Raw genomic sequence first — 26793 nt, 5'->3', positions numbered from 1 at the left:
TAAAGGAGAAATGTATTATATTATATCGGTTTAAGGAGTAAAGGGGACGAAAGATATGAGAACTGTATTAAAATATATTAAACCGTATACGGGTCTGTTTATATTAGGTTTAATATTAATGTTAATAGAATTAGCAGTAGAATTAATCCAGCCTATTTTTATATCTGAAATAATAGACAATGGTATTTTAAAGAATGATTTAAACCACGTCTATCTTTATTTAGGCATTATGCTTGTTACAGGTCTTGTAGCTTTAGTGTCTGGGATATGGAATAGTTTTGTAGCTGGCCATGTTAGTCAAACTTTTGCATATGATTTAAGAACTGCACAATTTAGTAAAATTCAAACTTTTTCATTGGCAACATTAGAGAAGTTTAAAACTTCTAGTTTAATTACGAGGCTCACAAGCGATGTTAATAACTGTGATACAGCAGTATATATGTCTATAAGAATCATGTTAAGAGCCCCTTTGATGATTATTGGAAGTATCGTAATGAGCTTTATAGTTGAACCTAGGCTAGCGCTTTATTTGGTGATTGGAACGCCATTTATATTTATAATAATATTCTTTATTGCGCGCACGGGTTCTAAATTATTTACTAAGATACAAAGAAAATTTGATGAAATGAATAGATTTTTCCAACAAAATCTTGAAGCTGTTAGATTGATCAAAGCGAGTCAGACATCACACCAAGAAATTAATCAATTTAAAGAAAAAATAAAGGACATTAGACATAATTATACATACGCTTTAAGACTAATGGAATTGATTAATCCATCTTTACTATTTATTATTAATGCGAGTATATTAGCTGTCATTTGGTTTGGGTCCGATATGGTTAATAGTTCAACTCTAGAAGTTGGTAAACTGGTCGCAATCATCAATTATGGTATGAGAATGCAAGGTGGATTTGGTATGTTGGCATTTCTTATCATGACATTAAGTAGAATGAAGGCTTCCAGTGATCGAATAGAAGAAGTGCTTACTACTCCATCAGATGAATGGGTATTAGAAAAGAACGGTCACAAAGTGGAAAATCATGCTTATAGTATTAAATTCAATAATGTTTCATTTACTTATCCAAACGCTAATAAACCGGTACTTCACAATATTTCCTTCGAAGTTGAACCGAGAGAAACCTTCGCTATTATGGGTTCTACAGGTTCAGGAAAATCTACTTTACTGAGTTTAATTCCGAAAATTTATAGAACTAAACAAGGAGAAATTCTTTTAGATGGGAAGAATGTAGAAGACTGGGAAATTGAAGATTTACGAGACGCTATCGGATATGTACCACAAACTGCATTATTATTCTCAGGAACAATATATGAAAACTTGCAATTCGGAGACCCGAATGCCGAATTAGAAACGTTAGAAACTTCTACTCAAAAAGCACAAATACACAATTCTATCGAAGCATTTGATCATCAGTATGAAACGATGATTGGACAACAAGGTGTTACTTTATCTGGTGGTCAGAAACAAAGACTTTCTATTGCTCGAGCGCTTGTAAGGAAACCTGGTGTGTTAATACTTGATGATTCTACTTCTGCCTTGGATGTGAAGACGGAATCAGCTTTATGGGATGCACTTGAACATGAAGATACAACTAAACTGATTGTTACTCAAAAAATTTCTACAGCTAAAACAGCAGATCGAATTATGTTATTGGTAGATGGTCATATTGAAGCAATAGGTCATCATGAAGAATTATTAAAATCATCTAAACTTTATAATGAGATTGCTAACAGCCAAGAAAGTGCGGTGAATACATGATGGGCATTAAAAATCCGTACGGACATGAAACGGTTATAACGCCGGATGATATGTCTAAAAATAATACTAAGAAGAAAAAGAGAGCACGAGATACTAAAGGAACTTTATTAAATATTTGGCATTTAATTGATGAAAAACGTGTTCAACTCATCATTGTCATACTCATGATTATATGTTCATCTTCATTGAGTTTAGTAGGGCCATTTTTAATTGGTAGAATAATTGATACAAAAATTATCCCTAAAGACTTAAATGGATTATTAAAATATATCATTATATTGATATCTGTATATACTTTATTATCCATCACTTCTTATATAGGTTCGTATATGATGGTAAATATCGCACAACGAACAGTTTATTTATTAAGGGACAATTTATTTAGTCATTTTCAAAAGTTACCTGTTTCATACTTTGATAAAAAACAACATGGTGAATTAATGAGTAGAATGCAAAATGATATTGAAAATGTGTCACAAGTATTAAACTCCTCATTCATTCAATTTACTTCAAGCGTTGTAACGTTAATAGGAACATTATCTATCATGTTGTATTTAAGTCCACTATTAACTTTATTAACAGTAATCATTATACCTATCATGTTCATAAGTTTACGTTGGATTACAGCTAGAACAAGCGTGTTGTATTCAATGAGGCAAAAACAATTGGGTATTATGAACGGTTATATCGAAGAAATCGTGAATGGTCAAACTGTTGTAAAAGCTTTTTCTCAAGAGCATTATGTGATGGAAACATTTAATGAGAAAGCAGATAATGTTAAAGAATATAGCTTTTGGGCAGTAACATTTGGTGGATTAATACCTAAAGTAATGAATTATTTAAATAATTTAAGTTTTGCTATCGTAGCTGGGATAGGTGGTATATTAGCTTTAAATGAATCTGCCGGTGTAACAGTTGGTGTTATTGTTATTTTTGCAGAGTATGCAAGGCAGTTTACAAGACCGCTATCGGACTTAGCGAACCAATTTAATACGGTACTGTCTGCTATAGCCGGTGCGGAACGTGTATTCGACATTATGAATGAACCTGTAGAACAAGATTCAAAAGATGCTATAGACTTAAACAATATTGAAGGAAATATTAAATTTAACAATGTTAACTTCAGATATGATGAAGAACAAAAAACACCAACAATTAAAGATTTATCCCTTGAAATAAAAAGTGGAGAATCAGCCGCACTTGTAGGAGCTACTGGTGCCGGTAAAACAACAATCGTTCAATTGATTTTACATTATTATGACATAGAATCTGGTGAAATTTTAATCGATGGAAAATCTATTACTGAGATTACACGAGCTTCTTTAAGAAAAGAAATAGGCGTTGTATTACAAGACCCTTACTTATTTGATGGAACGATATTAGATAACATCATGTATGGAACACCTAATGCGACAAAAGAAGAAGCTATAGAAGCGGCCAAAAAAGCAAATGCACATGATTTCATCATTAATTTAGAAAATGGATATAGCACAGTACTAAAAGGTGAATCAGGTTCACTTTCTCAAGGTGAAAGACAGCTTATCTCAATTGCTAGATGTTTATTACAAGATCCAAAAATATTATTGCTAGATGAGGCAACAAGTAGCATTGATACCGTAACAGAAATTAAAATACAAGAAGCATTGGAAACTTTAATGGTAGGTAGAACAAGCATTATCATTGCACATAGATTAAATACAGTTAAGAAAGCAGATTTAGTATTTGTATTATCACATGGAGAAATTCTTGAATCAGGAACACAAGAAGAACTTATTGATAAACAAGGTGTTTACTATCACATGTTAAATGCTGGCGATGAAGAACAAATTCAAGAACTACAGTAAAGGAAGATGTGTATGGAGTTTCGTGAAATTAAAGAAGATATAAAACCTCTATTTAATGAATATATATCTGAGTGGTACGATAATAATGATAAAATAGTTCCTTGGAGTACGGACGTCCGCCATCATGGAGGATTTAATAGCATGTTGGAAATGCAAAAAGAAGCCATAACCCCGCCAAAAAATAGTGATTTTGTTAGAGCCAAAACATTTGTATTAATAGATAGGGGTATCATTGTTGGAGCTGCGAATATTCGATATCAATTGAACGATTGGTTACAGCAAGTTGGTGGTCATGTTGGTTACGGTGTAAGGCGTAGCGAAAGAGGTAAAGGTTATGCAACGACTATATTAAAATACGCTTTAGAGGAATTGAGAAATGATTTTGTTGAATATGCGTTGATTACATGTGATGAAGATAACTTTGGCAGTGCTAAAGTTATTGAACGTAACGGTGGTAAAGAAGATAAACCGTATATTTCAGAGAGTCAAAATGTAACAAAAAGATATTGGATTAAGTTATAAAAATTGTCATTTAAAATTAAATAAAGCGCTTTAACTTTTTTGCACTTTATGTTGAACTCTAATATAATATAAAGATAAATCAATATGGGCAGAAAGGGTTTTGACATTGAATGAAGAGCAAAGAAAACAAGGAGCGAATGCGAAGACGAAACCTAATTTAGAAAAAGATTATAGTAAATATTTCGAGCATGTTTATCAACCTCCTAACTTAAAGGACGCTAAGCAAAGAGGTAAATCAGAAGTTCAATATCATGATGATTTCAAAATAGATGAACGACATAGAGGAATGGGGAAAGGTCGTAAATTCTATATTAGAACGTATGGTTGCCAAATGAATGAACATGATACAGAAGTAATGGCTGGTATTTTTCAAGCATTAGGTTTTGCACCGACTAATTCAGTAGACGATGCTGACGTTATCTTACTAAATACTTGTGCAATTAGAGAAAATGCAGAAAATAGAGTGTTTAGTGAAATCGGCAACTTAAAACATTTAAAACAAGAAAGACCAGATTGTTTAATAGGTGTTTGTGGTTGTATGTCTCAAGAAGAATCTGTAGTGAATAAAATACTAAAATCATACCAAAATGTTGATATGATCTTTGGTACGCATAATATTCACAGATTACCTGAAATTTTAGAAGAAGCTTATATGTCTAAAGCGATGGTTGTTGAAGTTTGGTCTAAAGAAGGCGACGTTATAGAAAACTTACCTAAAGTACGTAACGGTAGAATTAAAGCATGGGTAAATATCATGTACGGGTGCGATAAATTCTGTACATATTGTATCGTTCCATTTACAAGAGGTAAGGAACGTAGTCGTATGCCGGAAGAAATTATCGCCGAAGTGAGAGACTTGGCTAGACAAGGTTATCAGGAAATTTGTTTATTAGGACAAAACGTAAATGCTTACGGTAAAGACATAGAAGGTTTAAATTATGGTTTAGGCGATTTACTGAACGATATGACTAAAATTGATATACCTCGAGTTCGTTTTACAACGAGTCATCCATGGGATTTCGATGATCGATTGATTGAAGTGATAGCAGAAGGTGGAAACATTGTTCCGCATATTCATTTACCTGTTCAATCTGGTAATAATAAAGTCTTGAAAATAATGGGGCGTAAATATACGCGTGAAAGTTATTTAGAGCTTGTAAATAAAATAAAAGAAGCAATACCAGATATAGCATTGACAACTGATATAATAGTTGGATATCCTAATGAAACAGAAGAACAATTTTTAGAAACAATAGATTTATACCACGAAGTTGGATTTGAACATGCATATACTTATGTATATTCTCCAAGAGAAGGAACACCAGCAGCTAAAATGAAAGATAACGTTCCAGAAAAAGAGAAAAAACAAAGATTACAACGTTTAAATAAAGTAGTCGGTGAATATGCTGCTCAATCATTAAAACCTTATGAAGGTCAAGAAGTATATGTACTTTGTGAAGGATCAAGTAAGAGAGATGAAACAGTATTAGCTGGTTACACTGAGAAGAATAAATTAGTAAACTTTAAAGCACCTCAAGATGTGATTGGTAAAATAGTAAAGGTTAAAATTACAGAAGCTAAACAATATTCATTAAATGGTGAATTTGTTGAAGTTGTATCTAAAGAAAAGGTGGTACATTAAATGTATACAAAAGATGATATACTAGACCAAGCACGAAAACTTGGAAAAATGATGTCAGAAACAGAAGAAGTTGAATTTTTTAAGCGTGCGGAAGCACAAATTCACGAAAACCAAACTGTTCGTGAAAAAATGGCAAGTTTAAAATCACTGCAAAAACAAGCTGTTAATTTCCAAAACTATGGTAAAGATAAAGCTTTAGCAATGGTAGAAGAAAAAATAGCTAATATCGAAAAAGAATTAGATGACATGCCGATTGTAAGTGAATTTAAAGAAGCTCAAGGAGAAGTGAATGAACTTCTGCAAATGGTTTCACATTCAATTAGCCATACTGTTACAAATGAAATTATTGAATCAACTGGTGGTAACCAATTAACTGGTGAAACTGGTGCAGCTATAAAAAATGCACCTAATGCTAGTAGCTGTTCACACTAAAACAATAATTTAATAACTAAATTATATATTTACAAGTTTTGGTATAAATCCTTAGCTCAAAATAATTCTCCTAATCTGTTGGACTTTTAATTAACAGATTAGGAGAATTTATTTATATAGGAGTAGGACAGAAATTATATAAAAAGATTTTTCAATTCCGTCTCGGTAAGAGAGATCAGAATTGAAAAAAGTTTGGTATAAGCGTATTTTCAATCCAGTCAGCTAATGTCTAAATAATGAATGAGTCCGATATAAATGTCCCAGCCTCTTCTATAATAATGTTATTTTGAAAGTGTGTGTTTGTATGAAATATGAAGTGAATTTTAAGTCTAACGAGCTAGTTAGAAAAAACTTGCCCGTTAGAGGAGTATACTATAAATAATATGGGTAAAATACATTGAAATGATGAAATATATGCCGCTAACGTGCTTGTTTATAATCACTTGCCTGTTAGAAAATGTAACGAGCTAGTTAGATAAAACTTGCCCGTTAGAGGAGTATACTGTAAGTAATATGTGTAAAATTACATTTAAATCATGATATATATGCCGCTAACGTGCTTGTTTACAATCACTTGCCTGTTAGAAAATGTAACGAGCTAGTTAGAAAAAACTTGCCCGTTAGAGAGGTCACTCTCTTCTTATTCATTGTAAATAAAAAGCAATGCTCACCTATGTAACAAAATTCGAGATAATTGTTATGTCTCAGTGCAATTTATTATATTATAATTAACCATACTCGTGTATTGTTGAAAATTTTGATAAAATAGACGAATCCAAAGTTAAATAAAGGAACGTGAAGAAAGATGTCTAAACCAACGCCAATGATGGCTCAATATTTAAAAATAAAATCTCAATATCAAGATACTTTATTATTTTTCAGATTAGGTGACTTCTATGAAATGTTTTACGATGACGCTATTGAAGCATCTAGAGTACTGGAAATTACTTTGACGAGACGTGATGCTAAAAAAGACCCAATACCTATGTGTGGTGTTCCATATCATTCAGCTTCAGGATACATAGAAAAACTTATTTCTAAAGGTTATAAAGTTGCCATCTGTGAGCAAATGGAAGATCCAACTCAAACAAAAGGTATGGTAAGACGAGAAGTAGTACAAGTCATCACACCTGGAACTGTGATGGAACAAAAAGGTATGGATGAGAAAACGAATAATTATATTCTCAGTTTTATTAAAGAAGATGGTGAATTTCATTTAAGTTATTGTGACGTGACTACAGGAGAATTAAAGACAACATCTTTTGAAGATGAAACAACTTTAATCAATGAAATTACGACAATACATCCGAATGAAATTATCGTGAATAAAGTTTTACAAGATTCTTTATATAAACAAATCCAACTAATTACTGAAACGATTACTGTAGTTGAAAGTTATGAAGAAAGAGAATATGACGTTATAAAAGGAACGTCTAAACCTCAAGCGACTTCGTTAATATATTTATTAAATTATATACATGATAATGGTAAGCGAGAAATGCCTCACATAGAAGACGTTGTCGTATATCGTGCACTAGACTATATGAAGATGGATTTTTATGCAAAAAGAAACTTAGAACTTACTGAAAGCATCCGATTAAAATCTAAAAAAGGTACTTTATTATGGTTAATGGATGACACTAAGACACCAATGGGTGCTAGAAGGTTAAAACAATGGATTGATAGACCTTTAATCAAACAACATGATATAGAACAAAGATTAAATGCAGTAGAACAATTTGTTAATGGTTTCATAGAAAGAGATGAATTAAGAAGTTATTTAAATATGGTGTATGATATAGAAAGACTAGTAGGTCGAGTAAGTTATGGAAATGTTAATGCGAAAGACCTCGTACAATTAAATTATTCTATAAAACAAATTCCATATATTAAAGAAATTATTGAACGACTAGATTCAACATCTGTTAATCGATTTAAAGCTTTAGAACCTCTCGAAGACTTAGAAGAACTTTTAGAAGAGAGCTTAGTCGAAGATCCGCCATTGTCCGTTAAAGAAGGTGGCTTATTTAAAACTGGGTATAATGCTGAACTTGATAAATTCAAAGAAGCTTCAACGAATGGTAAGCAATGGATTGCTGAATTACAGTTGAAAGAAAGAGAACGTACCGGTGTTAAGTCATTAAAAGTAAGTTTTAATAAAGTATTCGGATATTATATTGAAATTACAAAAGCTAACTTAAATAGTGTAGATACTGATGCATTAGGTTACCAACGTAAACAAACATTATCTAATGCTGAGCGCTTTGTAACTGAAGAATTAAAAGAAAAAGAATCTATCATATTAGGTGCAGAAGATAAAGCAATAGAATTAGAATATCAATTATTCTTAGAATTAAGGCAACGTGTTAAAGCTTATACTGAAAAGTTACAAGCACAAGCGAAATTATTATCAGAAATAGATTGTTTACAAAGTTTTGCTGAAATAGCTCAAAAATACCATTATACAAGACCGTTATTTAGCGAAGATAAAACTTTATCGCTTAAATCATCTCGTCATCCAGTTGTAGAGAGAGTCATGGATCATAATGATTATGTGCCAAATGATTGTTATTTGAACCAAGATGGTTTTATATATTTAATTACAGGACCAAATATGTCTGGTAAAAGTACGTATATGAGGCAAATAGCTATAATTAGCATTATGGCTCAAATGGGAGCTTATGTTCCAGCAGATTATGCGCTATTGCCAATATTTGATCAAATATTTACGAGAATCGGAGCAGCGGATGATTTAGTCTCTGGTAAGAGTACATTTATGGTTGAAATGTTAGAAGCTGAAAAAGCAATGGTAGGAGCAACTGAAGACAGTTTAATTATTTTTGATGAAATTGGTCGAGGAACATCTACATTTGACGGGTTAGCTTTAGCACAATCCATGATTGAATATGTGCATCATAATACTAAAGCTAAAACATTATTCTCTACGCATTATCATGAGTTAACACATTTGGACGAAACTTTATCTGGACTTAAAAATATACATGTAGCTGCACAAGAGTACCAAGGTGAATTAATCTTTCTGCATAAAGTTAAAGAAGGTGCAGTAGATCAAAGTTATGGTATTCATGTAGCAAAACTAACTGATTTACCAGATGAAATTATCGAAAGAGCAAATGTTATTCTAGAAGAACTAGAATCCAATACGCGTGTTGAGCGCAATGAACAAACGTTTGAACAGCCATCTTTCCAATTATTCGAAGAACAAACACCTTCAAAAGTTGAAAAACAAATAAAATCTATGGATTTAATGAATATGACGCCAATTGAAGCTTTAACTAAACTTCAAGAAATTCAAAATCAAATTAAATAGAAAGTGTGAATGCATTGGGAAAAATTAAAGAACTTGAATTATCCTTAGCCAATAAAATAGCAGCTGGAGAAGTGGTTGAAAGACCAGCTTCAGTTGTTAAAGAGTTGTTGGAAAATGCTATAGATGCACAAGCAACACAAATTGACATTACAATTAAAGAATCAGGTATACAATCAATAAGAGTTGTAGATAATGGCACAGGCATAGATGAAGAGGATATCGGTAAAGCTTTTGGTAGGCACGCTACAAGTAAAATTGATAACGATTATGATTTATTCCATATTAGAACTTTAGGATTTAGAGGTGAGGCTTTAGCGAGTATATCCTCAGTCAGTAAAGTAACTATGAAAACTTGTACAGATGGTCTATTAGGTCATGAAGTCCATGTTGAAAATGGAGAAATAATTAAACAACAGCCAGCTAAAGCTAAAAAAGGAACTGATATTCTTGTTAGTGAATTGTTCTATAACACACCTGCAAGATTAAAATATGTAAAGAGTTTATATACTGAATTAGGGAAAATTACAGATATCGTTAACCGAATGGCGATGAGTCATCCGCACATAGCGTTTAACTTAGTTTCTGATGAAAAAACTGTCATATCGACAAATGGTTCTGGCCGTACAAATGAAGTAATGGCTGAAATATATGGTATGAAAATCGCGAAAGATTTAGTTGAAATTAAAGGTGAAACTGAAGACTATGTTATGCACGGATTCGTTTGTAAACCAGAACATACAAGAAGCAATAGGCATTATATTTCTATATTCATAAATGGGCGTTATATTAAGAATTTTGTATTAAATAAGGCGATTATTGAAGGTTATCACACACTTTTACCAATTGGTCGATATCCTATCGTTTACTTAAATATTGAAATGGATCCAATTTTAGTTGATGTGAATGTGCATCCAACTAAATTAGAAGTTAGACTTTCAAAAGAACAGTCGTTGTTCGATTTAATTAATCATAAAATTAAAGAAGCATTTAGAGGATTATCTTTAATACCTGGTACTTCGTTAGAGAAGCATCAACAAAAGAAATCTCAGAAAGAAATATTTGAACAACAACGTTTAGATTTTGAAGCAAAAAATCGAACAGAAACATCATCGGAGAATCATTCTCCTACAACACCAAATTTTACAAACTCAATAAATGATCCTAAACCTATTATTTCTGAAACAGAAAAAAGTGAACCATCATCACAATGGCATTTTAAACCGAAAGAGAATAATTCTTATATACAAGAAGAACAAGGCGCTCATCACGTAGAAGATGAAGAACAAGAAAATAAAAATCCGGAAAATGAGTTTAATATTGAAAAAGAAGAACCAATTTTGCGAGAAGAAACAGAACAAACACAATACGATCAAGACACATACGAATTGCCACCTGAACAACATGAAACGCAAGATAAACCTAGAGTTCCTTATATGGAAGTAGTAGGGCAAGTTCACGGCACATATATCATCGCGCAAAATGATACAGGTATGTTTATGATAGATCAACACGCAGCTCAAGAACGTATTAAATATGAGTATTTCAAAGAGAAAATTGGTGAGGTAACAAACGAGACTCAAAGTTTATTATTACCTTTAACTTTTAATTTTTCTAGAGATGAACATATGATTATAGAAAAATACTTTCAACCATTGAAAGAAGCAGGAATATTTTTAGAACCTATTGGTCATCATGATTATATGGTTAGTGAATATCCTGTATGGTTACCTCAAGTTGAAGCAGAAGAAGTCATTAAAGATATGATTGATTATGTATTAAAACATGAGCGTGTAGATATTAAGAAACTTAGAGAAGATGCGGCAATCATGATGAGTTGTAAAAAATCTATAAAAGCGAATCATTATTTAAGAAATCATGAAATGGCTCATTTAATAGACGAGTTAAGAGAAACAACTGATCCATTCACTTGTCCGCATGGTAGACCAATTATTATAGAATTAACGACTTATGAACTAGAAAAGTTATTTAAACGTGTAATGTAGGAGGATAATATGAACGAGCATTTATTACCCGCAATTCGCTCTATGAAAGATATGGAAAAGTTTTTTAAGTTAGATTATAAAAGATGTGTTTTATTAGATACTCATATTGGTCATTTACAAGGTATCTTAAATCAAATGAAGAAAAACGATAAAGAAGTTATGCTGCATATAGATTTAATTAAAGGATTATCAAATGATGAAGCGGCTGTTGAATATATTATTCAGCAATTTAGACCGCATGGTGTTATTTCTACTAAGACAAAAGTTATTAGAAGAGCTAAAAAGTTAAATACACTTACAACTTTAAGAGTATTTATATTGGATAGTACTGCTTTAAGTAGAAGTATAGAATTGATTAAACAAGCTGATCCGGATTTCGTTGAAGTATTACCTGGAGTTGCTGCGAAAGTAATAAAAGAAATTAGTGAAAAGACTGGGAAAAGTATTATAGCTGGTGGTTTAATTAACACTGAAGAAGAAATACAATTAGCTATTGAAAGCGGTGCAAAGTATATAACGACAAGTGATACAGAAATTTGGTAAGTCGATTTGACAACGTTTTCATTAAGTATTATACTCTTAAGTAAGTTAATATATGAGATGAGTAAATGAGACCTCTACGTGGATATCTATGCAATGAATTTGTATAGGTTTGTGTAGGGGTCTTTTTATGTATTAGCAAGAATCTATAGGAGGTTGTTTAATATGAGTGAATTTTTGGCAGAATTAGTAGGAACTGCCATATTAACTTTATTTGGTGGCGGTGTTTGTGCTAACGTCAACCTAAAAGGGACTTTAGGTAAAGGTGCTGATTGGATAGTTATTTCATTAGGTTGGGGTTTAGCCGTAATGTTAGGTGTTTATGCAGTAGGTAATGTGTCGGGAGCGCATTTAAACCCTGCAGTAACGTTAGGATTTGCAATTGATGGATCATTCCCTTGGTCTAAAGTTATTCCGTTTATTATTGCACAAATGATTGGTGCAATGATCGGTGCAGGTTTCGTTTGGGCTTCTTACTTACCTCACTGGAAAAAAACTGAAGATCAAGGTGCGAAGCTTGGAGTATTCTCTACGGGACCTTCATATCCAAACTATATCGCAAACTTCTTAAGTGAGATTATTGGAACTATGATCTTAGTTATGGGATTATTATTTATAGGAGCTAATAAATTTACAGATGGTTTAAATCCAGTAATAGTTGGTTTATTAATCGTAGCGATTGGTTTAAGTTTAGGGGGAGCTACAGGTTATGCTATTAATCCAGCGCGTGATATCGGTCCTCGTATTATGCATATGTTATTACCTATTCCAGGTAAAGGTGATTCTAACTGGAAATACTCACCGGTACCTATTTTAGGTCCAATCGCTGGTGGTATGTTTGGTGCAGCTTTATATAACATTTTATTTAACGGGATCGTTAATGGATTTATCATTTTCTCAATCATCTTTACTGTCGTTGTAGTGTTATTCGGTATAGTATTGAATAAAGCAATTCTTAAAGATGAAACTTCAGAGATTCTGTAATATACAAAATATTAGGAGTGTTTAATATGGAAAAATATATTTTATCAATTGACCAAGGAACGACAAGTTCAAGAGCGATTTTATTTGATAAAGACGGGACAATTCAATTTGTAAGCCAACGTGAGTTTAAGCAATACTTTCCAAAAGGTGGTTGGGTAGAACATGATGCAAATGAAATTTGGACATCAGTTTTATCCGTTATTGCAAGTGTATTAAACGAGAATAATATTTCCCCTGAACAAATTGAAGGTATCGGAATTACAAACCAAAGGGAAACTGCAGTTGTGTGGGATAAAAATACTGGACGTCCTGTATATCACGCAATTGTATGGCAATCAAGACAAACACAAGACATTTGTGCTGAGTTAAAATCTAAAGATTTAGAGCCAATTTTCAAAGATAAAACTGGTTTACTATTAGATCCATATTTCTCAGGTACGAAAGTAAAATGGATTTTAGATAATGTTGAAGGTGCTAGAGAAAAAGCTGAAAATGGCGATTTATTATTCGGAACAATTGATACATGGCTAATTTGGAAATTTACTGGTGGCACGCACATTACAGACTATTCAAATGCTAGTCGTACTTTAATGTACAATATTTATGATTTAAAATGGGATGAAGAGCTATTAGAATATTTAACTGTACCTTCATCAATGTTACCTGAAGTAAAACCTTCAAGTGAAGTTTACGGCTATACACAAGAACATCATTTCTTCGGTGAAAAAATTCCAATTGCAGGTGTAGCAGGTGACCAACAAGCTGCTTTATTTGGACAAGCATGTTTCGAAAAAGGTGAAGTTAAAAACACATACGGTACTGGTGGTTTCATGTTAATGAACACTGGTGAAAAAGCAGTTAAATCAGAAAGCGGTTTATTAACAACATTAGCATACGGTTTAGATGGTAAAGTTAATTATGCACTTGAAGGTAGTATATTCGTATCTGGTTCAGCTATCCAATGGTTAAGAGACGGTTTAAGAATGATTAAATCAGCACCAGCTTCTGAAGATTATGCTAAACGTGTTAAATCAACAGAAGGTGTTTATGTAGTACCAGCATTCGTTGGTTTAGGTACACCATATTGGGATGCTGACGCACGTGGTGCAATATTTGGTTTAACTCGAGGTACTGAAAAAGAACATTTCATTAGAGCTACTTTAGAATCATTATGTTATCAAACTCGTGACGTATTAGAAGCAATGGAAAAAGATTCAGGTATTACTGTAGAAACTTTAAGAGTAGATGGTGGAGCTGTTAAGAATGATTTCTTAATGCAATTCCAAGCTGATATTGTAAATACACCAGTTGAAAGACCAGAAGTAAGCGAAACAACAGCATTAGGTGCTGCATACCTTGCAGGATTAGCAGTTGGCTTCTGGAAATCAAAAGATGAAATACAAGAAAGATGGAAATTAGAAACTGAATTCAAACCAGAACTTGAAGAAGAAGAGAGAGAATCTCTTTATAAAGGTTGGAAAACAGCAGTTAAAGCCACTCAAGCTTTTAAATTAGATTAAGTTGTGTTATCATTAAGGTAAGTTAATATTCCGTAGAGATGTGAGAGGCTTTGTTCATACAATTTAATTTGTAGGGATAAGTCTCTCATTTTTTTACATTTATAGGAGGAAATGGTTATGCAACAATTATCAGCATTAAATCGTAATCAAGTTAAAGATCAACTTAAAAGTAAAGAATATGATGTCGTTATTATAGGTGGAGGTATTACAGGTGCAGGAATCGCTCTTGATGCTTCACAACGTGGTATGAAAGTCGCTTTAGTAGAAATGCAAGACTTTGCTCAAGGTACAAGTTCTAGAAGTACTAAATTAGTACATGGTGGTTTACGTTACTTAAAACAACTTCAAGTTGGAGTAGTAGCTGAAACTGGTAAAGAAAGAGCAATTGTATATGAAAATGGACCTCACGTAACAACACCTGAATGGATGTTATTACCGATGCATAAAGGTGGAAGTATGGGACCATTTTCAACTTCTATTGGATTAAAAGTATATGACTTTCTTGCAGGTGTTAAAAAATCAGAACGCCGTTCAATGTTAAATAGAGACGAGACTATCGAAAAAGAACCACTTGTTAAACAAGATGGCCTTAAAGGTGGCGGTTACTATGTTGAATATCGTACTGATGATGCACGTTTAACAATTGAAGTAATGAAACGCGCACGTGAATTTGGAGCAGATATCATTAACTATGCTAAAGCAAATCAATTCTTATATAATAAGAAAAATAAAGTTTCAGGTGTAGAAGTGACAGATTTACTTCACAATGAAATGTTTGAAATTAAAGGTAAAAGAGTTATTAACGCTGCAGGACCTTGGGTAGATGACGTTAGAAGTAAAGACTATTCTACTAATAATAAACAATTAAGACTTACTAAAGGTGTACACATTGTTATTGATCAAAGTGTCTTCCCATTAGGACAAGCAGTATACTTTGATACTGAAAGTGATGGCAGAATGATTTTCGCTATTCCTAGAGAAGGTAAAGCATACGTTGGTACAACTGACACTGTATATGATAACGATAAATCTTCACCTAAAGTTACTGAAGAAGATCGTCAATATTTACTAGATGCAATTCGTTATATGTTCCCTACAGTTAAAGTTGAAGATAGTGATATCGAGTCAACTTGGGCTGGTGTAAGACCTCTTATCTTTGAAAAAGGAAAAGACCCTTCTGAAATTTCTCGTAAAGATGAAATATGGGAAGGCGACTCAGGTCTATTAACAATAGCTGGTGGTAAGTTAACAGGTTACCGTCACATGGCTCAAGATATTGTAGACTTATTAAGTAAACGATTAAAAGAAGAATACAAATTGAAATTCAAACCTTGTGAGACTAAGCACACTTATATTTCTGGTGGTAACGTAGGAGGAAGCAATAACTACGATGCATTTGTTGAAAGTAAAGTAGAAGAAGCTAAAAACTACAATCTTTCTGAAGATGTGGCACGTTACTTAGCTAGAAAATATGGTTCAAATGTAGATGAAGTATTTGAAATTGCACATGCTACGCAAGTTGCTGACTTAGATTTACCTGTTGAAGTTTATGCAGAAGTTATCTATAGTATTCAAAAAGAAATGGTTCATAAACCAACTGACTTCTTAGTACGTCGTTCAGGTAGATTATACTTTGATATCAATTACGTATTAGAATATAAAGATGCTATCTTAGAAGTTATGGCTAAAGTTCTTAACTACGATGCAGATACTAAACGCGTATACAAACAAGAATTAGAAAAAGCAGTTAAAGAAGCGATTAACCCAAATGATCAACCTGCAATTGCTAAATAATTAAAGATTACAAATAACGCACCCAAAAAGTGAGATTTTCTCTTGATTTTTGGGTGCATTTTTATGTATGAAAGCAATGTATTTTTAAGCAGTATAGAATTTGCTATAATAACGGTTGAGGGAGGCGTACGTATCTTGAGAAGATTTAATCACATGATAACATTATCATCTGGCCAAACATTAGAAGTGACGATTGATAAAACTGATGAAAAACCAATAGGTATCTTACATATTTTACATGGTGTTTCAGAACATAAAGATAGATATGATGGCATAGTAGAGTATTTTTGTAAAAGAGGTTTTCATGTTATTAGGCATAATCATCGTGGCCACGGTAAAAAAATTGAAGAATCTACTAGAGGTCATTTTAATAGTTTAAAAGAATTAGTAGAAGATTTAAAAGAAATTAGAGATACTTTCAAACCTGAATTGAACAATGACTTGCCCTATATTCTGTTAGGTCACTCTATGGGATCTTTAGTAGCAAGAAAATATGTTCATGATTATCCGGATGATGTTAATATATTAATTTTATCCGGCACTGTTGTCTATTCAAATATTCAAGGTAAATTAAATTTATATGGATTAAAATTTGTTAATCTGTTTTTAGGTAATCGTACTAAATCTAAACTTATTAATAACTTAGCCTTTAAGACGCCTAATAGAAAACATAAAGAATTAAATAAAGATAATAATTGGATTAGCGAAAGTGAAGAAAATAAAAAGATTTACGAAGAAGATCCTTATACTGGGTATTCAGTATCTCACAGAGTCTTTTTAGAAACAGTGAAAGCGGCTGAACAATCCAAAAAATCAAGCTATATCAAAAAACAAAACCTTAATATGCCCATATTACTGCTTTCTGGTAAAGAAGATCACTTTGGAGGTTTTGGAACAGGTATTAAAAAGCTTGCCACGTTATATAAAAGAAATGGCGTTAAACATGTCACTGTACAATTATATAAAAATAAAAGACATGAAGTATTATTTGAAACGAACCAATTTGTAGTATATGAACACATCTTTAATTGGTTGATGACGCAAATTAAACAATTAGAAAAAGAGGAACAATAATATGTCGAAAAAACCGTTAATCGCAATAGTAGGTCCAACAGCAGTTGGTAAAACTGAACTTAGTATACGATTAGCTCAAGCTTTAAATGGTGAAGTTATCAATGGTGATGCTTTTCAAATTTATAAAGGATTAGATATAGGTACAGCAAAAGTAACAGAAGATGAAAAAGAAGGCATAAAACATCATTTAGTGGATGCATACAATCCAGATGAGCCTTATTCTGTGTACAAGTTTAAAGAAGATGTTTCCAATATAATCGATGATATTCATAATAGAGGAAAACTTCCTATATTAGTAGGTGGGTCTGGTTTATATGTTCAGTCAGTACTGTATGATTATCATTTAGAAAAAGAAGAAATCACAAGTGAAGAATTGGAAAAAATTAATAATAAATTTGATGAATTATCGAATTATACAAATATTGAATTGCACAATTATTTAAAAGAATTTGATCCAGAAACTGCGTCATCAGTGCATCCAAACAATCGTCAAAGAGTAGAAAGAGCCATAGAGTACTACTTGAAGACTAAAAAAACGTTAAGTGAAAGAAAGAAAAGCCAGACATTTTCTGGAAAATATGGTACATTATTAATTGGGATAGACATGTCGCGCGAAACTTTATATGAAAGAATTAATATGCGTGTTGACATGATGTTGGAGCGAGGATTATTAAGAGAAGTGTCTAATCTCGTTGATATGGGGTATGAACATTCACAAAGTATGCAAGCAATTGGATACAAAGAGTTAATACCCGTTGTAAAAGGAGAAAAAGACATAGATATTGCAATAGAACAAATCAAGCAGAATTCAAGAAGATACGCCAAACGTCAATTGACATGGTTTAAAAATAAAATGAATGTAACTTGGTTTCAACGGGATGAACAGTCTTTATCAGAAATCGCAGACAACGTAATCCAATTATCCAAGTGAAGGGGAAAGTCATATGGCAGAGAAAGAAAATATTCAAGAAGTATTATTGGAGAAGTTCAAATCTGAAGGTACTGAATTAACAGTCTTCTTATTAAACGGTTTCCAAATGAAAGGCAAAATTGTAGGCTTTGACGAGAATGTTGTATTACTAGATATTCTAGGCACTGAAAATCTTATCTACAAACATGCTATTTCTACATTTGTCGTAGCACAAGAAGAAGAAAATAAAGAAAATGCGTAATTTTTTGTGCTCGTGGCTAAAAAAGCTAAGACAATTTATTTGTCTTAGCTTTTTTATTTTAATAAATAAAGTCCTGTTATGTTGCAAGACGATGCTCACGTGAAACATAACATTCTCTTTATTGACAAGACTACCGAGAAAAGACCATAAGGCTATCGTTATTGACACGTTTGGCAAGAAAAGGCAATAAGGCTATCGTTGTTGACACGTTTAGTGAGAAAAGGCAATAAGGATAATGCTATAGCCAAGTTTTGAACTACAAAATCCACGTGCAACATAGACATCGAGTCCACTATTGCCAATACATAGAAAGAGTCCGAAACAATGTTTAATGTCTCGAACTCTTTCTTTTTATAATACTTCTTCTATAGCATTTCTTAACTGTTCTGGACTTTTTTGTGGTGAGAAGCGATTAACAACTTCTCCATCTTTATTCACTAAAAACTTAGTGAAGTTCCATTTTATGGAGCCGTTTAAAATGCCTTTTTTAGCACTTGTTAAATAGTCATAAAGTGGATGTTGATCAGAACCTTTTACTTTGATCTTTTCGTGCATTGGGAATGTAACACCATAATTTAATTTACAATTTTGATAAGCTTCATATGAATCACCTGGTTCTTGATTACCAAATTGGTTACAAGGGAAACCAAGTACTACAAAGTCTTTATCTTTATAATCTTGATAAAGTTGTTCCAATCCTTCAAACTGTGGAGTGAAACCACATTCACTTGCTGTATTGACAATTAATAGTGCTTTACCTTTATATTCAGATAACGAATAAGTATCTCCATTTGTTTTAGCAACCTCGAAGTCATATATAGACATTCTAATCACTCCTTTTCTTAACTCTATTATAGTAAAGATTTATTCAAAGTCATATTAATATGCATATCTAATTATATGTTAAAATGAAGTAAAGAGAGCGTGATAAAAATGAAAAATGATTTAATAACAACAGATCATGAAACGGAGAAAGTAATATTATTAGCTTTCCATGATAAACAAGTAGATGAAGATACGTTTCAATCAACAGTTGAAGAACTAAAATCTTTAGCTAAAACAAGCCAATTAGAAGTGATTGAAGTATTTACTCAAAAAAGAGATAGACCAGATCAACAATATTACTTTGGTAAAGGTAAAATAGAAGAAGTGATTGAATATATCGATTTAAACGATGTAAAAGTAAATGCTATTATCGCTAACGATGAGTTAACAACTGCACAGTCGAAACAATTAGATGAGTTGTTTGATACTAAAATTATAGATAGAACACAATTAATTTTAGAAATATTTGCGCAACGTGCTTCTAGTAGAGAAGGGCAGTTACAAGTCGAACTTGCACAATTAGATTATTTACTGCCTAGACTGTCTGGCCATGGTAAAAGTCTATCACGTTTAGGTGGCGGAATTGGTACAAGAGGTCCTGGTGAAACTAAACTGGAAACTGATAGAAGACACATTAGAACGCGCATGAACGAAATTAAACATCAACTAGAAACGATTGTATCTCACCGTTCAAGATATAGGGAAAGAAGACAACATAACCAAGCTTATCAAGTCGCGTTAATAGGTTATACTAACGCTGGTAAATCTTCATGGTTTAATCAGTTATCGCAAGATGAAACATTTGAACAAGATTTATTATTCGCAACGTTAGACCCTAAATCAAGAGCTGTTTCAATAAACGAAGGATTTAATATTATATTATCTGACACGGTTGGGTTTATTCAAAAATTGCCTACGACACTTATAGCAGCATTTAAATCAACATTAGAAGAAGCAAAATATGCACAACTATTAATACATGTTGTAGATGCTAGTCACCCACATTATATGGAACAGTATGAAACTGTTATGAAACTTGTGAAACAATTAGATATGAATCACATTCCAATGTTAGTTGTGTTCAATAAAAAAGATAAAGTAGATAGTATCAATCAACCTGTCTCCGAGAATTCTATATTTGTGTCAGCAAGAGATAAACAAGATCAAGTTGTATTCAAAGACAAGCTAGTAGAAATGATTAAAAATACAATGGAATATTATGAGATGGAATTAGATGCGTCTGATGCTGACCAATTGTATTGGCAAAAAACACATACACTAATAGAAACGTTAGAGTTTGATGAAACAAATGAAATGTATAAAATAACAGGATATAAACAAAAATAAGAGGTAAAGAAATGGAAGAAAAATTACAATCATTAGTAAAAGAAGTAGAAACAACATTAAGACCATATTTTGATGGAATTGAGCATAATGCATTAATTGCTCAAGAACGCGTATTGGATGCTTTCCATAAAGTGAAAATATCAGAAGCAGATTTAGTCGGTACTACAGGATATGGTTATGATGATATGGGACGAGATCATTTAGAAGAAGTATATACAGAAGTCTTTCGAGCTGAAGATAGTTTAGTTAGACCACAAATTATTTCAGGAACACATGCGATTACAATAGCATTAAATAGTCAATTAAAACACGGTGAAGAATTACTGTATATAACAGGTACACCTTATGACACTTTATTAGAAGTAATCGGTGTTAATGGAAATGGTATAGGGAGTTGTATTGAACAAGGTATTCAATACAATGAAGTTCCTTTAAAAGATAATGATATTGATATTGAAGCTGTATTAAACAAAATAAATGATAAAACAAAAGTAATCGCAATACAACGATCTAAAGGCTATAGTTCTAGACCTTCATTAACAATAAAGCAAATAGAATGTGCTATTACTAGAATAAAAGAAGTTTATCCAGAAATTATTATTTTCGTAGATAACTGTTATGGTGAATTCGTAGAGGATAAAGAGCCTATAGAAGTAGGCGCAGATTTAATTGCTGGTTCTTTAATCAAAAACCCAGGCGGTGGATTATCTAAAATAGGTGGATATATTTCAGGTAAGCAAGATTTAATAGAGCGTTGTGCATATAGATTAACAGCTCCTGGTATCGGTAAAGAAGCGGGGGCTTCATTAGGTAGTTTACCTGAAATGTATCAAGGGTTCTTTTTAGCGCCACACGTAGTTAGTCAAAGCTTAAAAGGTGCATTGTTTACGTCCTTACTATTGGAGAAATTAAATATGAAGACAACACCACATTACACAGATGAAAGAACTGATTTAATACAATCTGTAACATTTGATACAGCTGAACAAATGATTGCATTTTGTCAGTCTATACAACATGCATCGCCAATCAATGCACATTTCAGCCCGATGCCTAGCTATATGCCGGGCTATGAAGATGATGTCATTATGGCAGCAGGAACTTTTGTACAAGGTTCTTCAATTGAATTAACAGCTGATGGCCCAATTAGAGCACCGTATGAAGCTTATATTCAAGGTGGATTAACATATGAACACGTTAAAATCGCGATAATTAGAGCAGTGGAAACATTAATGAAAAAAGAATTAGTTATGTTATAATTATGTGTGAGGTTTCCTCACACATAATTGTTTTCTGAAAATTTATGTGCTAAATTTATTTTAAGTTCTTAGTAGAAGGAGGCGGTCGTGCTGTCAAGAGATTTAATTAGAAGAAACATGGCCGTGTTTCCAATAGGTGTAGTCATCAAATTAACAGAACTTACAGCAAGACAAATCAGATATTATGAAAGTAATGAGCTGGTTACACCGACAAGAACTGACGGTAATCAGAGGTTGTTTTCATTAAATGACTTAGAGAGATTACTTGAAATTAAAAATCTCATCGAAAAGGGATTCAATATGAAAGGGATTAAACAAATTCTTCTAGAAGAAAAAAATGACCTTTCAGATGAAGAACTACGTATGAGAGAGCGGGTAATTAGAGGTACCTCGAAGACAGAAGGTCCACTCAACCGTGGAGATTTATCAAGATTTTTTAAATAAAATACTGGAGGATCAACACATGGCTAAGCAAACATTTACGAAAGAGGATATTTTTCGCTTTGCAGACGAAGAAAACGTACGTTATTTAAGGTTACAATTTACAGACATTTTAGGAACAATTAAAAATGTAGAGGTACCAATTGCACAATTAGAAAAAGTTTTAAACAATGAAATGATGTTTGACGGTTCTTCAATTGAAGGATTCGTGCGAATTGAAGAATCGGATATGTATCTATGTCCTGACCTGAACACTTGGGTGATTTTCCCATGGACTGCAGGTAAAGGTAAAGTAGCACGATTAATCTGTGACATTTATAGTCCAGACGGTAATCCATTCCCAGGTGACCCACGTACTAACTTGAAACGTGTCTTAAAAGAAATGCAAGAATTAGGATTTACAGATTTCAACTTAGGACCAGAACCAGAATTCTTCTTATTTAAACTAGACGAAAAAGGTGAACCAACATTAGAATTAAATGATAATGGTGGATACTTCGACTTAGCACCAACAGATTTAGGTGAGAACTGTCGTCGTGATATCGTACTAGAATTAGAAGATATGGGCTTTGATATCGAAGCAAGTCACCATGAAGTGGCACCAGGCCAACATGAAATAGACTTTAAATATGCTGACGCAATTACAGCATGTGATAACATTCAAACATTCAAACTCGTTGTTAAAACTATCGCACGTAAACATAATTTACACGCAACATTTATGCCAAAACCATTATTCGGTGTAAACGGAAGCGGAATGCACTTTAACGTATCATTATTCAATGGTAAAGAAAATGCGTTCTTCGATCCAGATGGCGACATGCAACTTACAGATAATGCATTCCACTTTATTGCAGGTATCTTGAAAAATGCAAGAGGATTCACAGCAGTATGTAATCCATTAGTTAACTCATACAAACGACTAGTACCAGGTTACGAAGCACCATGTTATATCGCATGGAGTGGACAGAACCGTTCACCACTAGTAAGAATACCAGTATCTAGAGGCGTGTCAACACGTGTCGAAATCCGTTCAGTAGACCCAGCAGCTAATCCATACTTAGCATTAGCTACAATCTTAGAAGCAGGATTAGACGGTATTAAACACAAATTAACACCACCAGAATCAGTAGACCAAAACATCTATGAAATGAACAGAGAAGAAAGAGAAGCGGTGGGCGTACAAGACTTACCATCAACACTTTACACAGCTGTTAAAGCAATGAAAGAAAACGATGTAGTAAGATCAGCATTAGGTAATCACATTTACAGACAATTTATCCAATCTAAATCATTAGAATGGGATTACTACAGAACCCAAGTATCAGAATGGGAAAGAGAACAATATATTAAGCAATATTAATATTGATAGAGGAGCTAGGGATATAAATCCTTAGCTCTTTTTTGGATGGGATTAATCAAAAATGCAAGAGTTGATTTTATTATTGGATTAATTAGGCCGAAAATCCAAGTAGGGCACCTTTTGTTGGTTTAACTAGGCCGAAAATCCAAGTAGAGCACCTTTTGTTGGATTAACTAAGATAATAATCCAATTAGAGCACCTTTTGTTGGATTAAGTACGACAATAATCCAAGTAGAGCACCTTTTGTTGGATTAACTAAGATAATAATCTAATTAGAGCACCTTTTGTTGGATTTACTAAGACAATAATCCAAGTAGAGTACCTTTTGTTGGATTAACTAAGACAAAAATCCAAGTAGAGCACCTTTTGTTGGATTAACTAAGACAAAAATCCAATTAGAGTACTTCTTATTGGATTAACTAAGACAATAATCCAATTAGAGCATCTTTTGTTGGATTTACTTTGATATTAATCCAAGTAGTTGCACTCTTAAAAGTACTTTCATATATCTTCACGAAAAAATCTAAAGTGAAATATCATTTAAGAGTTGATATAATAGCTGTAAACATAAGAAAAAATGGTAGAACAAGAAATAACAAAATGAGGCTGGGACATAAATACATGTCTCAGCCTCATTTATTAAAATGGCAGTAGCTGACTGGATTGAAAATGCGCTTATATCAAGCTTTTTCCAACCCTAGTCATCCTTGCCGGGGTGAGACTACGAAATCTATTTATTAAAATGAGATTTCTGTCCCACTCCCATTTTTATCTATTTTGTAATATCTTTTTTTACCTTACTAATATGAATGTCTCTCGTTATAGCGATTAATGGTCTTATAAGCATTTGAATACTACCAATTACAAATAAAACAGTACCAGCAAATGTTGTAGACTCTTTAAAAAATAAAAAACTACCAACGATAAAGAACATTGCTAAGATTATATCGTTAATTTGATAAAGTAATTTATAGAAAGTATCAATCTTAATATCGAAGCCTAAAACGGTGAATTCTAGTTCTTTTTTATCTTCAAATCTCATTTTTACCACCTCAAATTAATGATATCAATATACAATAAATATTCAAGTTAGTGAATATAAACTAAGTATTGTTATATATATGTTATATTTTTAATAGAAATTTTACTTATGCTTTTTAATTGGTATAATTTAATAAGTTTTAGAGGAGGTCGGGTTATGATTAGATATGCTACTGAAAATGATTTAGTTTATATTTTAGATATTTATAATGACGCTATTGTAAATACTACAACTGTTTATACATATGATGAAACGGATTTGGATGAACGTAAAGTTTGGTTCGAGAATAAAAGAAACGATAGTTTGCCGGTAATTGTTTTTGAAAGGGATAACCGTGTTGTTGGTTTTGCTACTTATGGTCCTTTTCGTAATTGGCCTGCATATCAATATACTGTTGAACATTCTATTTATGTTGACCCACGTTATAAGAGGTTAGGTATTGCATCAGCTTTATTAGATGAAGTTATTTCGCTTGCTACTGAAGCAGGGTATAAAACGATGGTAGCTGGTATCGATGATAGTAATGAAGGTAGTGTAGCGTTACATAAGAAGAAAGGGTTCAATCATGTTGGTACGTTAAGTAATATTGGGTTTAAATTTGATAAATGGTTAACATTAGTGTTTTATCAACTGATGTTAAAATAACTCGAATGTTAATTATAATGAATTATATATAAGTGTTAGAAATGGTATAATAGAAATAACTATTTTAAAGAGTCTGGGACATAATTAATTGTCTCAGACTCTCTCATTTTTGTATTTTGAAGTTACAATTAAAGGGGAACTTATGAATATTTCATTATTAATTCTAGTAGTAATTGCTATTTTGTTAGGTGCTTTAGTAAGAAATATATTTGGTTTTGGTGAAGCGCTAGTGACGATGCCATTACTTTCATTATTGAATATTGATTTTAAGTTATCTGTATCTATAGTCGCAATAATTGGTATTCTTGTTGCTTTTCCTATATTTATTAAAAGTCGAAAAGACATTGATTGGTCGATTATTAAAAGGTTGCTAATTGGTTCTATTATAGGTGCCCCGATTGGAATTTTTATTGTTAAATGGACTGATGAAGCTGTCATAGTAAAGTGCTTAGGTATCTTTATATTAGTATATGGTCTAGTTAATCTCATTAATCAATTTGTAAAGGTTTATCAAATGAATAAAAAAATACCAAATCAATTTGATTATATTGCTGGTACTATAGCGGGTCTTTTAGGTAGCGCTTATAATAGTCATGGTGTGCCAATCGTTATTTATGGTACTTTGAAAAAGTGGGATATATTTGATCTTAAAAAGATTTCTCAAGTACACTTTTTTATAACTGGATGCTTTATTGTTACGAGTCATGGTGTTTCTGGATTTTGGTCACCATCATTATGGTATTTGCTCATTATTGTTATTCCTCTACTTGTACTAACGTTGCTATTTGGTAATATGATTAGCAAAAGAATAGATCCAAAATCTTTTATTAAATACGTATATATATTATTAATCGTATTTGGTATATTAATGATCTTTAAGTAAGATAACTATAATTGATTTTGTAAATGATGATGAGAAGTTTCTTTTAAAGCTTTAATGGCGTTTTTTAAACTAAATAACATTGTCTCGAATTGATGTTGTGATGACTTTGTATTGTGATAAATATGGAATAATTCAACAAAATATAATTCATAATCGCGTCGTTTGTTGTTTATTAAATTCTTGTTATGTTTTAATAAATGATCTACTCTGTTCATTTCATTATATATGAAAGATTCATTTATAAAGGTAGCCGCTTCATTAGTTGATTCAAAATGGTCTAAAAACGTTATATAAGATTCAAAACGATTAACGATTAAATGTAAGTATTTATCCATTTCAGAACACTCCTTGGA

23 protein-coding genes are annotated in these 26793 nt (G+C 32.3%); 20 read left to right on the top strand and 3 right to left on the bottom strand.

Features of this window, described 5'->3' with window-relative positions; all coding sequences use genetic code 11:
* Positions 1–55 precede the first annotated feature (55 nt).
* The 14 genes from ACNMOQ_RS08045 (at position 56) to hfq (ending at position 18635) form a co-directional block, all read left to right on the top strand.
* Positions 56–1777, top strand: coding sequence for an ABC transporter ATP-binding protein (locus tag ACNMOQ_RS08045; RefSeq protein WP_064210911.1), 1722 nt, complete (start codon positions 56–58; stop codon positions 1775–1777).
* Positions 1777–3621 (top strand): ABC transporter ATP-binding protein, encoded by a 1845-nt coding sequence (locus ACNMOQ_RS08040; RefSeq protein ID WP_017000470.1) that lies wholly within the window; start codon positions 1777–1779, stop codon positions 3619–3621. The genes ACNMOQ_RS08045 and ACNMOQ_RS08040 overlap by 1 nt, the downstream gene beginning before the upstream one ends.
* A gap of 12 nt (positions 3622–3633) precedes the next feature.
* Positions 3634–4143 carry a GNAT family N-acetyltransferase gene (locus tag ACNMOQ_RS08035; protein WP_017000469.1) on the top strand — a complete coding sequence of 170 codons (510 nt, stop codon included), beginning with the start codon at positions 3634–3636 and terminating at the stop codon, positions 4141–4143.
* Between the two features lie 106 nt (positions 4144–4249).
* Positions 4250–5785: a tRNA (N6-isopentenyl adenosine(37)-C2)-methylthiotransferase MiaB gene (gene miaB, locus ACNMOQ_RS08030; RefSeq protein ID WP_017000468.1), complete on the top strand. Its 1536-nt coding sequence runs from the start codon at positions 4250–4252 to the stop codon at positions 5783–5785.
* A complete protein-coding gene (locus tag ACNMOQ_RS08025) occupies positions 5786–6217 on the top strand; it encodes a YlbF/YmcA family competence regulator (protein ID WP_064210908.1) in 432 nt (143 codons plus the stop codon).
* A gap of 805 nt (positions 6218–7022) precedes the next feature.
* Entirely contained in the window at positions 7023–9548 is a 2526-nt protein-coding gene (gene mutS / locus ACNMOQ_RS08020) for a DNA mismatch repair protein MutS (protein WP_064204838.1), read from the top strand.
* Between the two features lie 14 nt (positions 9549–9562).
* Positions 9563–11551 (top strand): DNA mismatch repair endonuclease MutL, encoded by a 1989-nt coding sequence (mutL, locus tag ACNMOQ_RS08015; protein WP_064210906.1) that lies wholly within the window; start codon positions 9563–9565, stop codon positions 11549–11551.
* Between the two features lie 9 nt (positions 11552–11560).
* Complete coding sequence (locus tag ACNMOQ_RS08010) at positions 11561–12094, top strand: glycerol-3-phosphate responsive antiterminator (protein WP_017000464.1); 534 nt, start codon at positions 11561–11563, stop codon at positions 12092–12094.
* Between the two features lie 162 nt (positions 12095–12256).
* Positions 12257–13075 carry an MIP/aquaporin family protein gene (locus ACNMOQ_RS08005; RefSeq protein WP_017000463.1) on the top strand — a complete coding sequence of 273 codons (819 nt, stop codon included), beginning with the start codon at positions 12257–12259 and terminating at the stop codon, positions 13073–13075.
* A 26-nt stretch (positions 13076–13101) separates the two neighbouring features.
* Positions 13102–14595, top strand: coding sequence for a glycerol kinase GlpK (gene glpK, locus ACNMOQ_RS08000; RefSeq protein WP_017000462.1), 1494 nt, complete (start codon positions 13102–13104; stop codon positions 14593–14595).
* A gap of 117 nt (positions 14596–14712) precedes the next feature.
* Entirely contained in the window at positions 14713–16389 is a 1677-nt protein-coding gene (locus ACNMOQ_RS07995; RefSeq protein ID WP_064210905.1) for a glycerol-3-phosphate dehydrogenase/oxidase, read from the top strand.
* Between the two features lie 63 nt (positions 16390–16452).
* Positions 16453–17463, top strand: coding sequence for an alpha/beta fold hydrolase (locus ACNMOQ_RS07990; RefSeq protein WP_084819062.1), 1011 nt, complete (start codon positions 16453–16455; stop codon positions 17461–17463).
* A gap of 1 nt (position 17464) precedes the next feature.
* On the top strand, positions 17465–18394 hold the full coding sequence (gene miaA / locus ACNMOQ_RS07985; RefSeq protein ID WP_064204842.1) for a tRNA (adenosine(37)-N6)-dimethylallyltransferase MiaA: 930 nt from the start codon (positions 17465–17467) through the stop codon (positions 18392–18394).
* 13 nt (positions 18395–18407) lie between these two features.
* Positions 18408–18635: an RNA chaperone Hfq gene (gene hfq / locus ACNMOQ_RS07980; protein ID WP_017000459.1), complete on the top strand. Its 228-nt coding sequence runs from the start codon at positions 18408–18410 to the stop codon at positions 18633–18635.
* Positions 18636–18986: 351 nt separating this feature from the next.
* On the opposite strand, the gene ACNMOQ_RS07975 is transcribed toward hfq, so the two are convergent.
* Entirely contained in the window at positions 18987–19460 is a 474-nt protein-coding gene (locus tag ACNMOQ_RS07975) for a glutathione peroxidase (RefSeq protein WP_017000458.1), read from the bottom strand.
* Between the two features lie 108 nt (positions 19461–19568).
* On the opposite strand from ACNMOQ_RS07975, the gene hflX reads away from it, so the two are divergent.
* The 4 genes from hflX to glnA all read left to right on the top strand — a co-directional run bounded on the left by hflX (position 19569) and on the right by glnA (position 23870).
* Positions 19569–20807 (top strand): GTPase HflX, encoded by a 1239-nt coding sequence (gene hflX / locus ACNMOQ_RS07970; protein WP_218688575.1) that lies wholly within the window; start codon positions 19569–19571, stop codon positions 20805–20807.
* An 11-nt stretch (positions 20808–20818) separates the two neighbouring features.
* Positions 20819–22066, top strand: coding sequence for a methionine gamma-lyase family protein (locus ACNMOQ_RS07965; RefSeq protein WP_416349659.1), 1248 nt, complete (start codon positions 20819–20821; stop codon positions 22064–22066).
* An 87-nt stretch (positions 22067–22153) separates the two neighbouring features.
* On the top strand, positions 22154–22510 hold the full coding sequence (locus ACNMOQ_RS07960) for a MerR family transcriptional regulator (protein ID WP_017000455.1): 357 nt from the start codon (positions 22154–22156) through the stop codon (positions 22508–22510).
* 19 nt (positions 22511–22529) lie between these two features.
* Positions 22530–23870, top strand: coding sequence for a type I glutamate--ammonia ligase (glnA, locus tag ACNMOQ_RS07955; protein WP_017000454.1), 1341 nt, complete (start codon positions 22530–22532; stop codon positions 23868–23870).
* A 772-nt stretch (positions 23871–24642) separates the two neighbouring features.
* On the opposite strand, the gene ACNMOQ_RS07950 is transcribed toward glnA, so the two are convergent.
* Positions 24643–24912, bottom strand: a complete 270-nt coding sequence (locus ACNMOQ_RS07950) for a YrhK family protein (protein ID WP_017000453.1) — start codon at positions 24910–24912, stop codon at positions 24643–24645.
* A gap of 156 nt (positions 24913–25068) precedes the next feature.
* Between ACNMOQ_RS07950 and ACNMOQ_RS07945 the strand changes: the two genes are divergently transcribed.
* Together ACNMOQ_RS07945 and ACNMOQ_RS07940 are read left to right on the top strand one after the other, a co-directional pair.
* Positions 25069–25557 carry a GNAT family N-acetyltransferase gene (locus tag ACNMOQ_RS07945; protein WP_416349658.1) on the top strand — a complete coding sequence of 163 codons (489 nt, stop codon included), beginning with the start codon at positions 25069–25071 and terminating at the stop codon, positions 25555–25557.
* 142 nt (positions 25558–25699) lie between these two features.
* On the top strand, positions 25700–26440 hold the full coding sequence (locus ACNMOQ_RS07940; protein WP_416349657.1) for a sulfite exporter TauE/SafE family protein: 741 nt from the start codon (positions 25700–25702) through the stop codon (positions 26438–26440).
* A gap of 5 nt (positions 26441–26445) precedes the next feature.
* On the opposite strand, the gene ACNMOQ_RS07935 is transcribed toward ACNMOQ_RS07940, so the two are convergent.
* A complete protein-coding gene (locus ACNMOQ_RS07935) occupies positions 26446–26775 on the bottom strand; it encodes a hypothetical protein (RefSeq protein WP_017000447.1) in 330 nt (109 codons plus the stop codon).
* Positions 26776–26793 lie beyond the last annotated feature (18 nt).

This window comes from Mammaliicoccus lentus, assembly GCF_947036595.1.
In the GTDB taxonomy this organism is placed as follows: Bacteria; Bacillota; Bacilli; order Staphylococcales; family Staphylococcaceae; genus Mammaliicoccus; species Mammaliicoccus lentus.
The sequence above is the reverse complement of the archived record's forward strand: the minus strand, read 5'-3'. Positions and strand labels throughout refer to the sequence as shown.

What these genes read in the sequence shown, in the direction of transcription:
- hfq (WP_017000459.1), top strand. Translation starts at nt 18,408, where the DNA reads ATGGCAGAGAAAGAAAATATTCAAGAAGTATTATTGGAGAAGTTCAAA.
- ACNMOQ_RS08010 (WP_017000464.1), top strand. Translation starts at nt 11,561, where the DNA reads ATGAACGAGCATTTATTACCCGCAATTCGCTCTATGAAAGATATGGAA.
- ACNMOQ_RS07935 (WP_017000447.1), bottom strand. Translation starts at nt 26,775, where the DNA reads ATGGATAAATACTTACATTTAATCGTTAATCGTTTTGAATCTTATATA.
- miaA (WP_064204842.1), top strand. Translation starts at nt 17,465, where the DNA reads ATGTCGAAAAAACCGTTAATCGCAATAGTAGGTCCAACAGCAGTTGGT.
- ACNMOQ_RS07950 (WP_017000453.1), bottom strand. Translation starts at nt 24,912, where the DNA reads ATGAGATTTGAAGATAAAAAAGAACTAGAATTCACCGTTTTAGGCTTC.
- mutS (WP_064204838.1), top strand. Translation starts at nt 7,023, where the DNA reads ATGTCTAAACCAACGCCAATGATGGCTCAATATTTAAAAATAAAATCT.
- ACNMOQ_RS07975 (WP_017000458.1), bottom strand. Translation starts at nt 19,460, where the DNA reads ATGTCTATATATGACTTCGAGGTTGCTAAAACAAATGGAGATACTTAT.
- hflX (WP_218688575.1), top strand. Translation starts at nt 19,569, where the DNA reads ATGAAAAATGATTTAATAACAACAGATCATGAAACGGAGAAAGTAATA.
- glnA (WP_017000454.1), top strand. Translation starts at nt 22,530, where the DNA reads ATGGCTAAGCAAACATTTACGAAAGAGGATATTTTTCGCTTTGCAGAC.
- ACNMOQ_RS07940 (WP_416349657.1), top strand. Translation starts at nt 25,700, where the DNA reads ATGAATATTTCATTATTAATTCTAGTAGTAATTGCTATTTTGTTAGGT.
- ACNMOQ_RS07965 (WP_416349659.1), top strand. Translation starts at nt 20,819, where the DNA reads ATGGAAGAAAAATTACAATCATTAGTAAAAGAAGTAGAAACAACATTA.
- ACNMOQ_RS08025 (WP_064210908.1), top strand. Translation starts at nt 5,786, where the DNA reads ATGTATACAAAAGATGATATACTAGACCAAGCACGAAAACTTGGAAAA.
- ACNMOQ_RS07990 (WP_084819062.1), top strand. Translation starts at nt 16,453, where the DNA reads ATGTATGAAAGCAATGTATTTTTAAGCAGTATAGAATTTGCTATAATA.
- ACNMOQ_RS08040 (WP_017000470.1), top strand. Translation starts at nt 1,777, where the DNA reads ATGGGCATTAAAAATCCGTACGGACATGAAACGGTTATAACGCCGGAT.
- ACNMOQ_RS07995 (WP_064210905.1), top strand. Translation starts at nt 14,713, where the DNA reads ATGCAACAATTATCAGCATTAAATCGTAATCAAGTTAAAGATCAACTT.
- ACNMOQ_RS08005 (WP_017000463.1), top strand. Translation starts at nt 12,257, where the DNA reads ATGAGTGAATTTTTGGCAGAATTAGTAGGAACTGCCATATTAACTTTA.
- ACNMOQ_RS08035 (WP_017000469.1), top strand. Translation starts at nt 3,634, where the DNA reads ATGGAGTTTCGTGAAATTAAAGAAGATATAAAACCTCTATTTAATGAA.
- ACNMOQ_RS08045 (WP_064210911.1), top strand. Translation starts at nt 56, where the DNA reads ATGAGAACTGTATTAAAATATATTAAACCGTATACGGGTCTGTTTATA.
- ACNMOQ_RS07945 (WP_416349658.1), top strand. Translation starts at nt 25,069, where the DNA reads ATGATTAGATATGCTACTGAAAATGATTTAGTTTATATTTTAGATATT.
- glpK (WP_017000462.1), top strand. Translation starts at nt 13,102, where the DNA reads ATGGAAAAATATATTTTATCAATTGACCAAGGAACGACAAGTTCAAGA.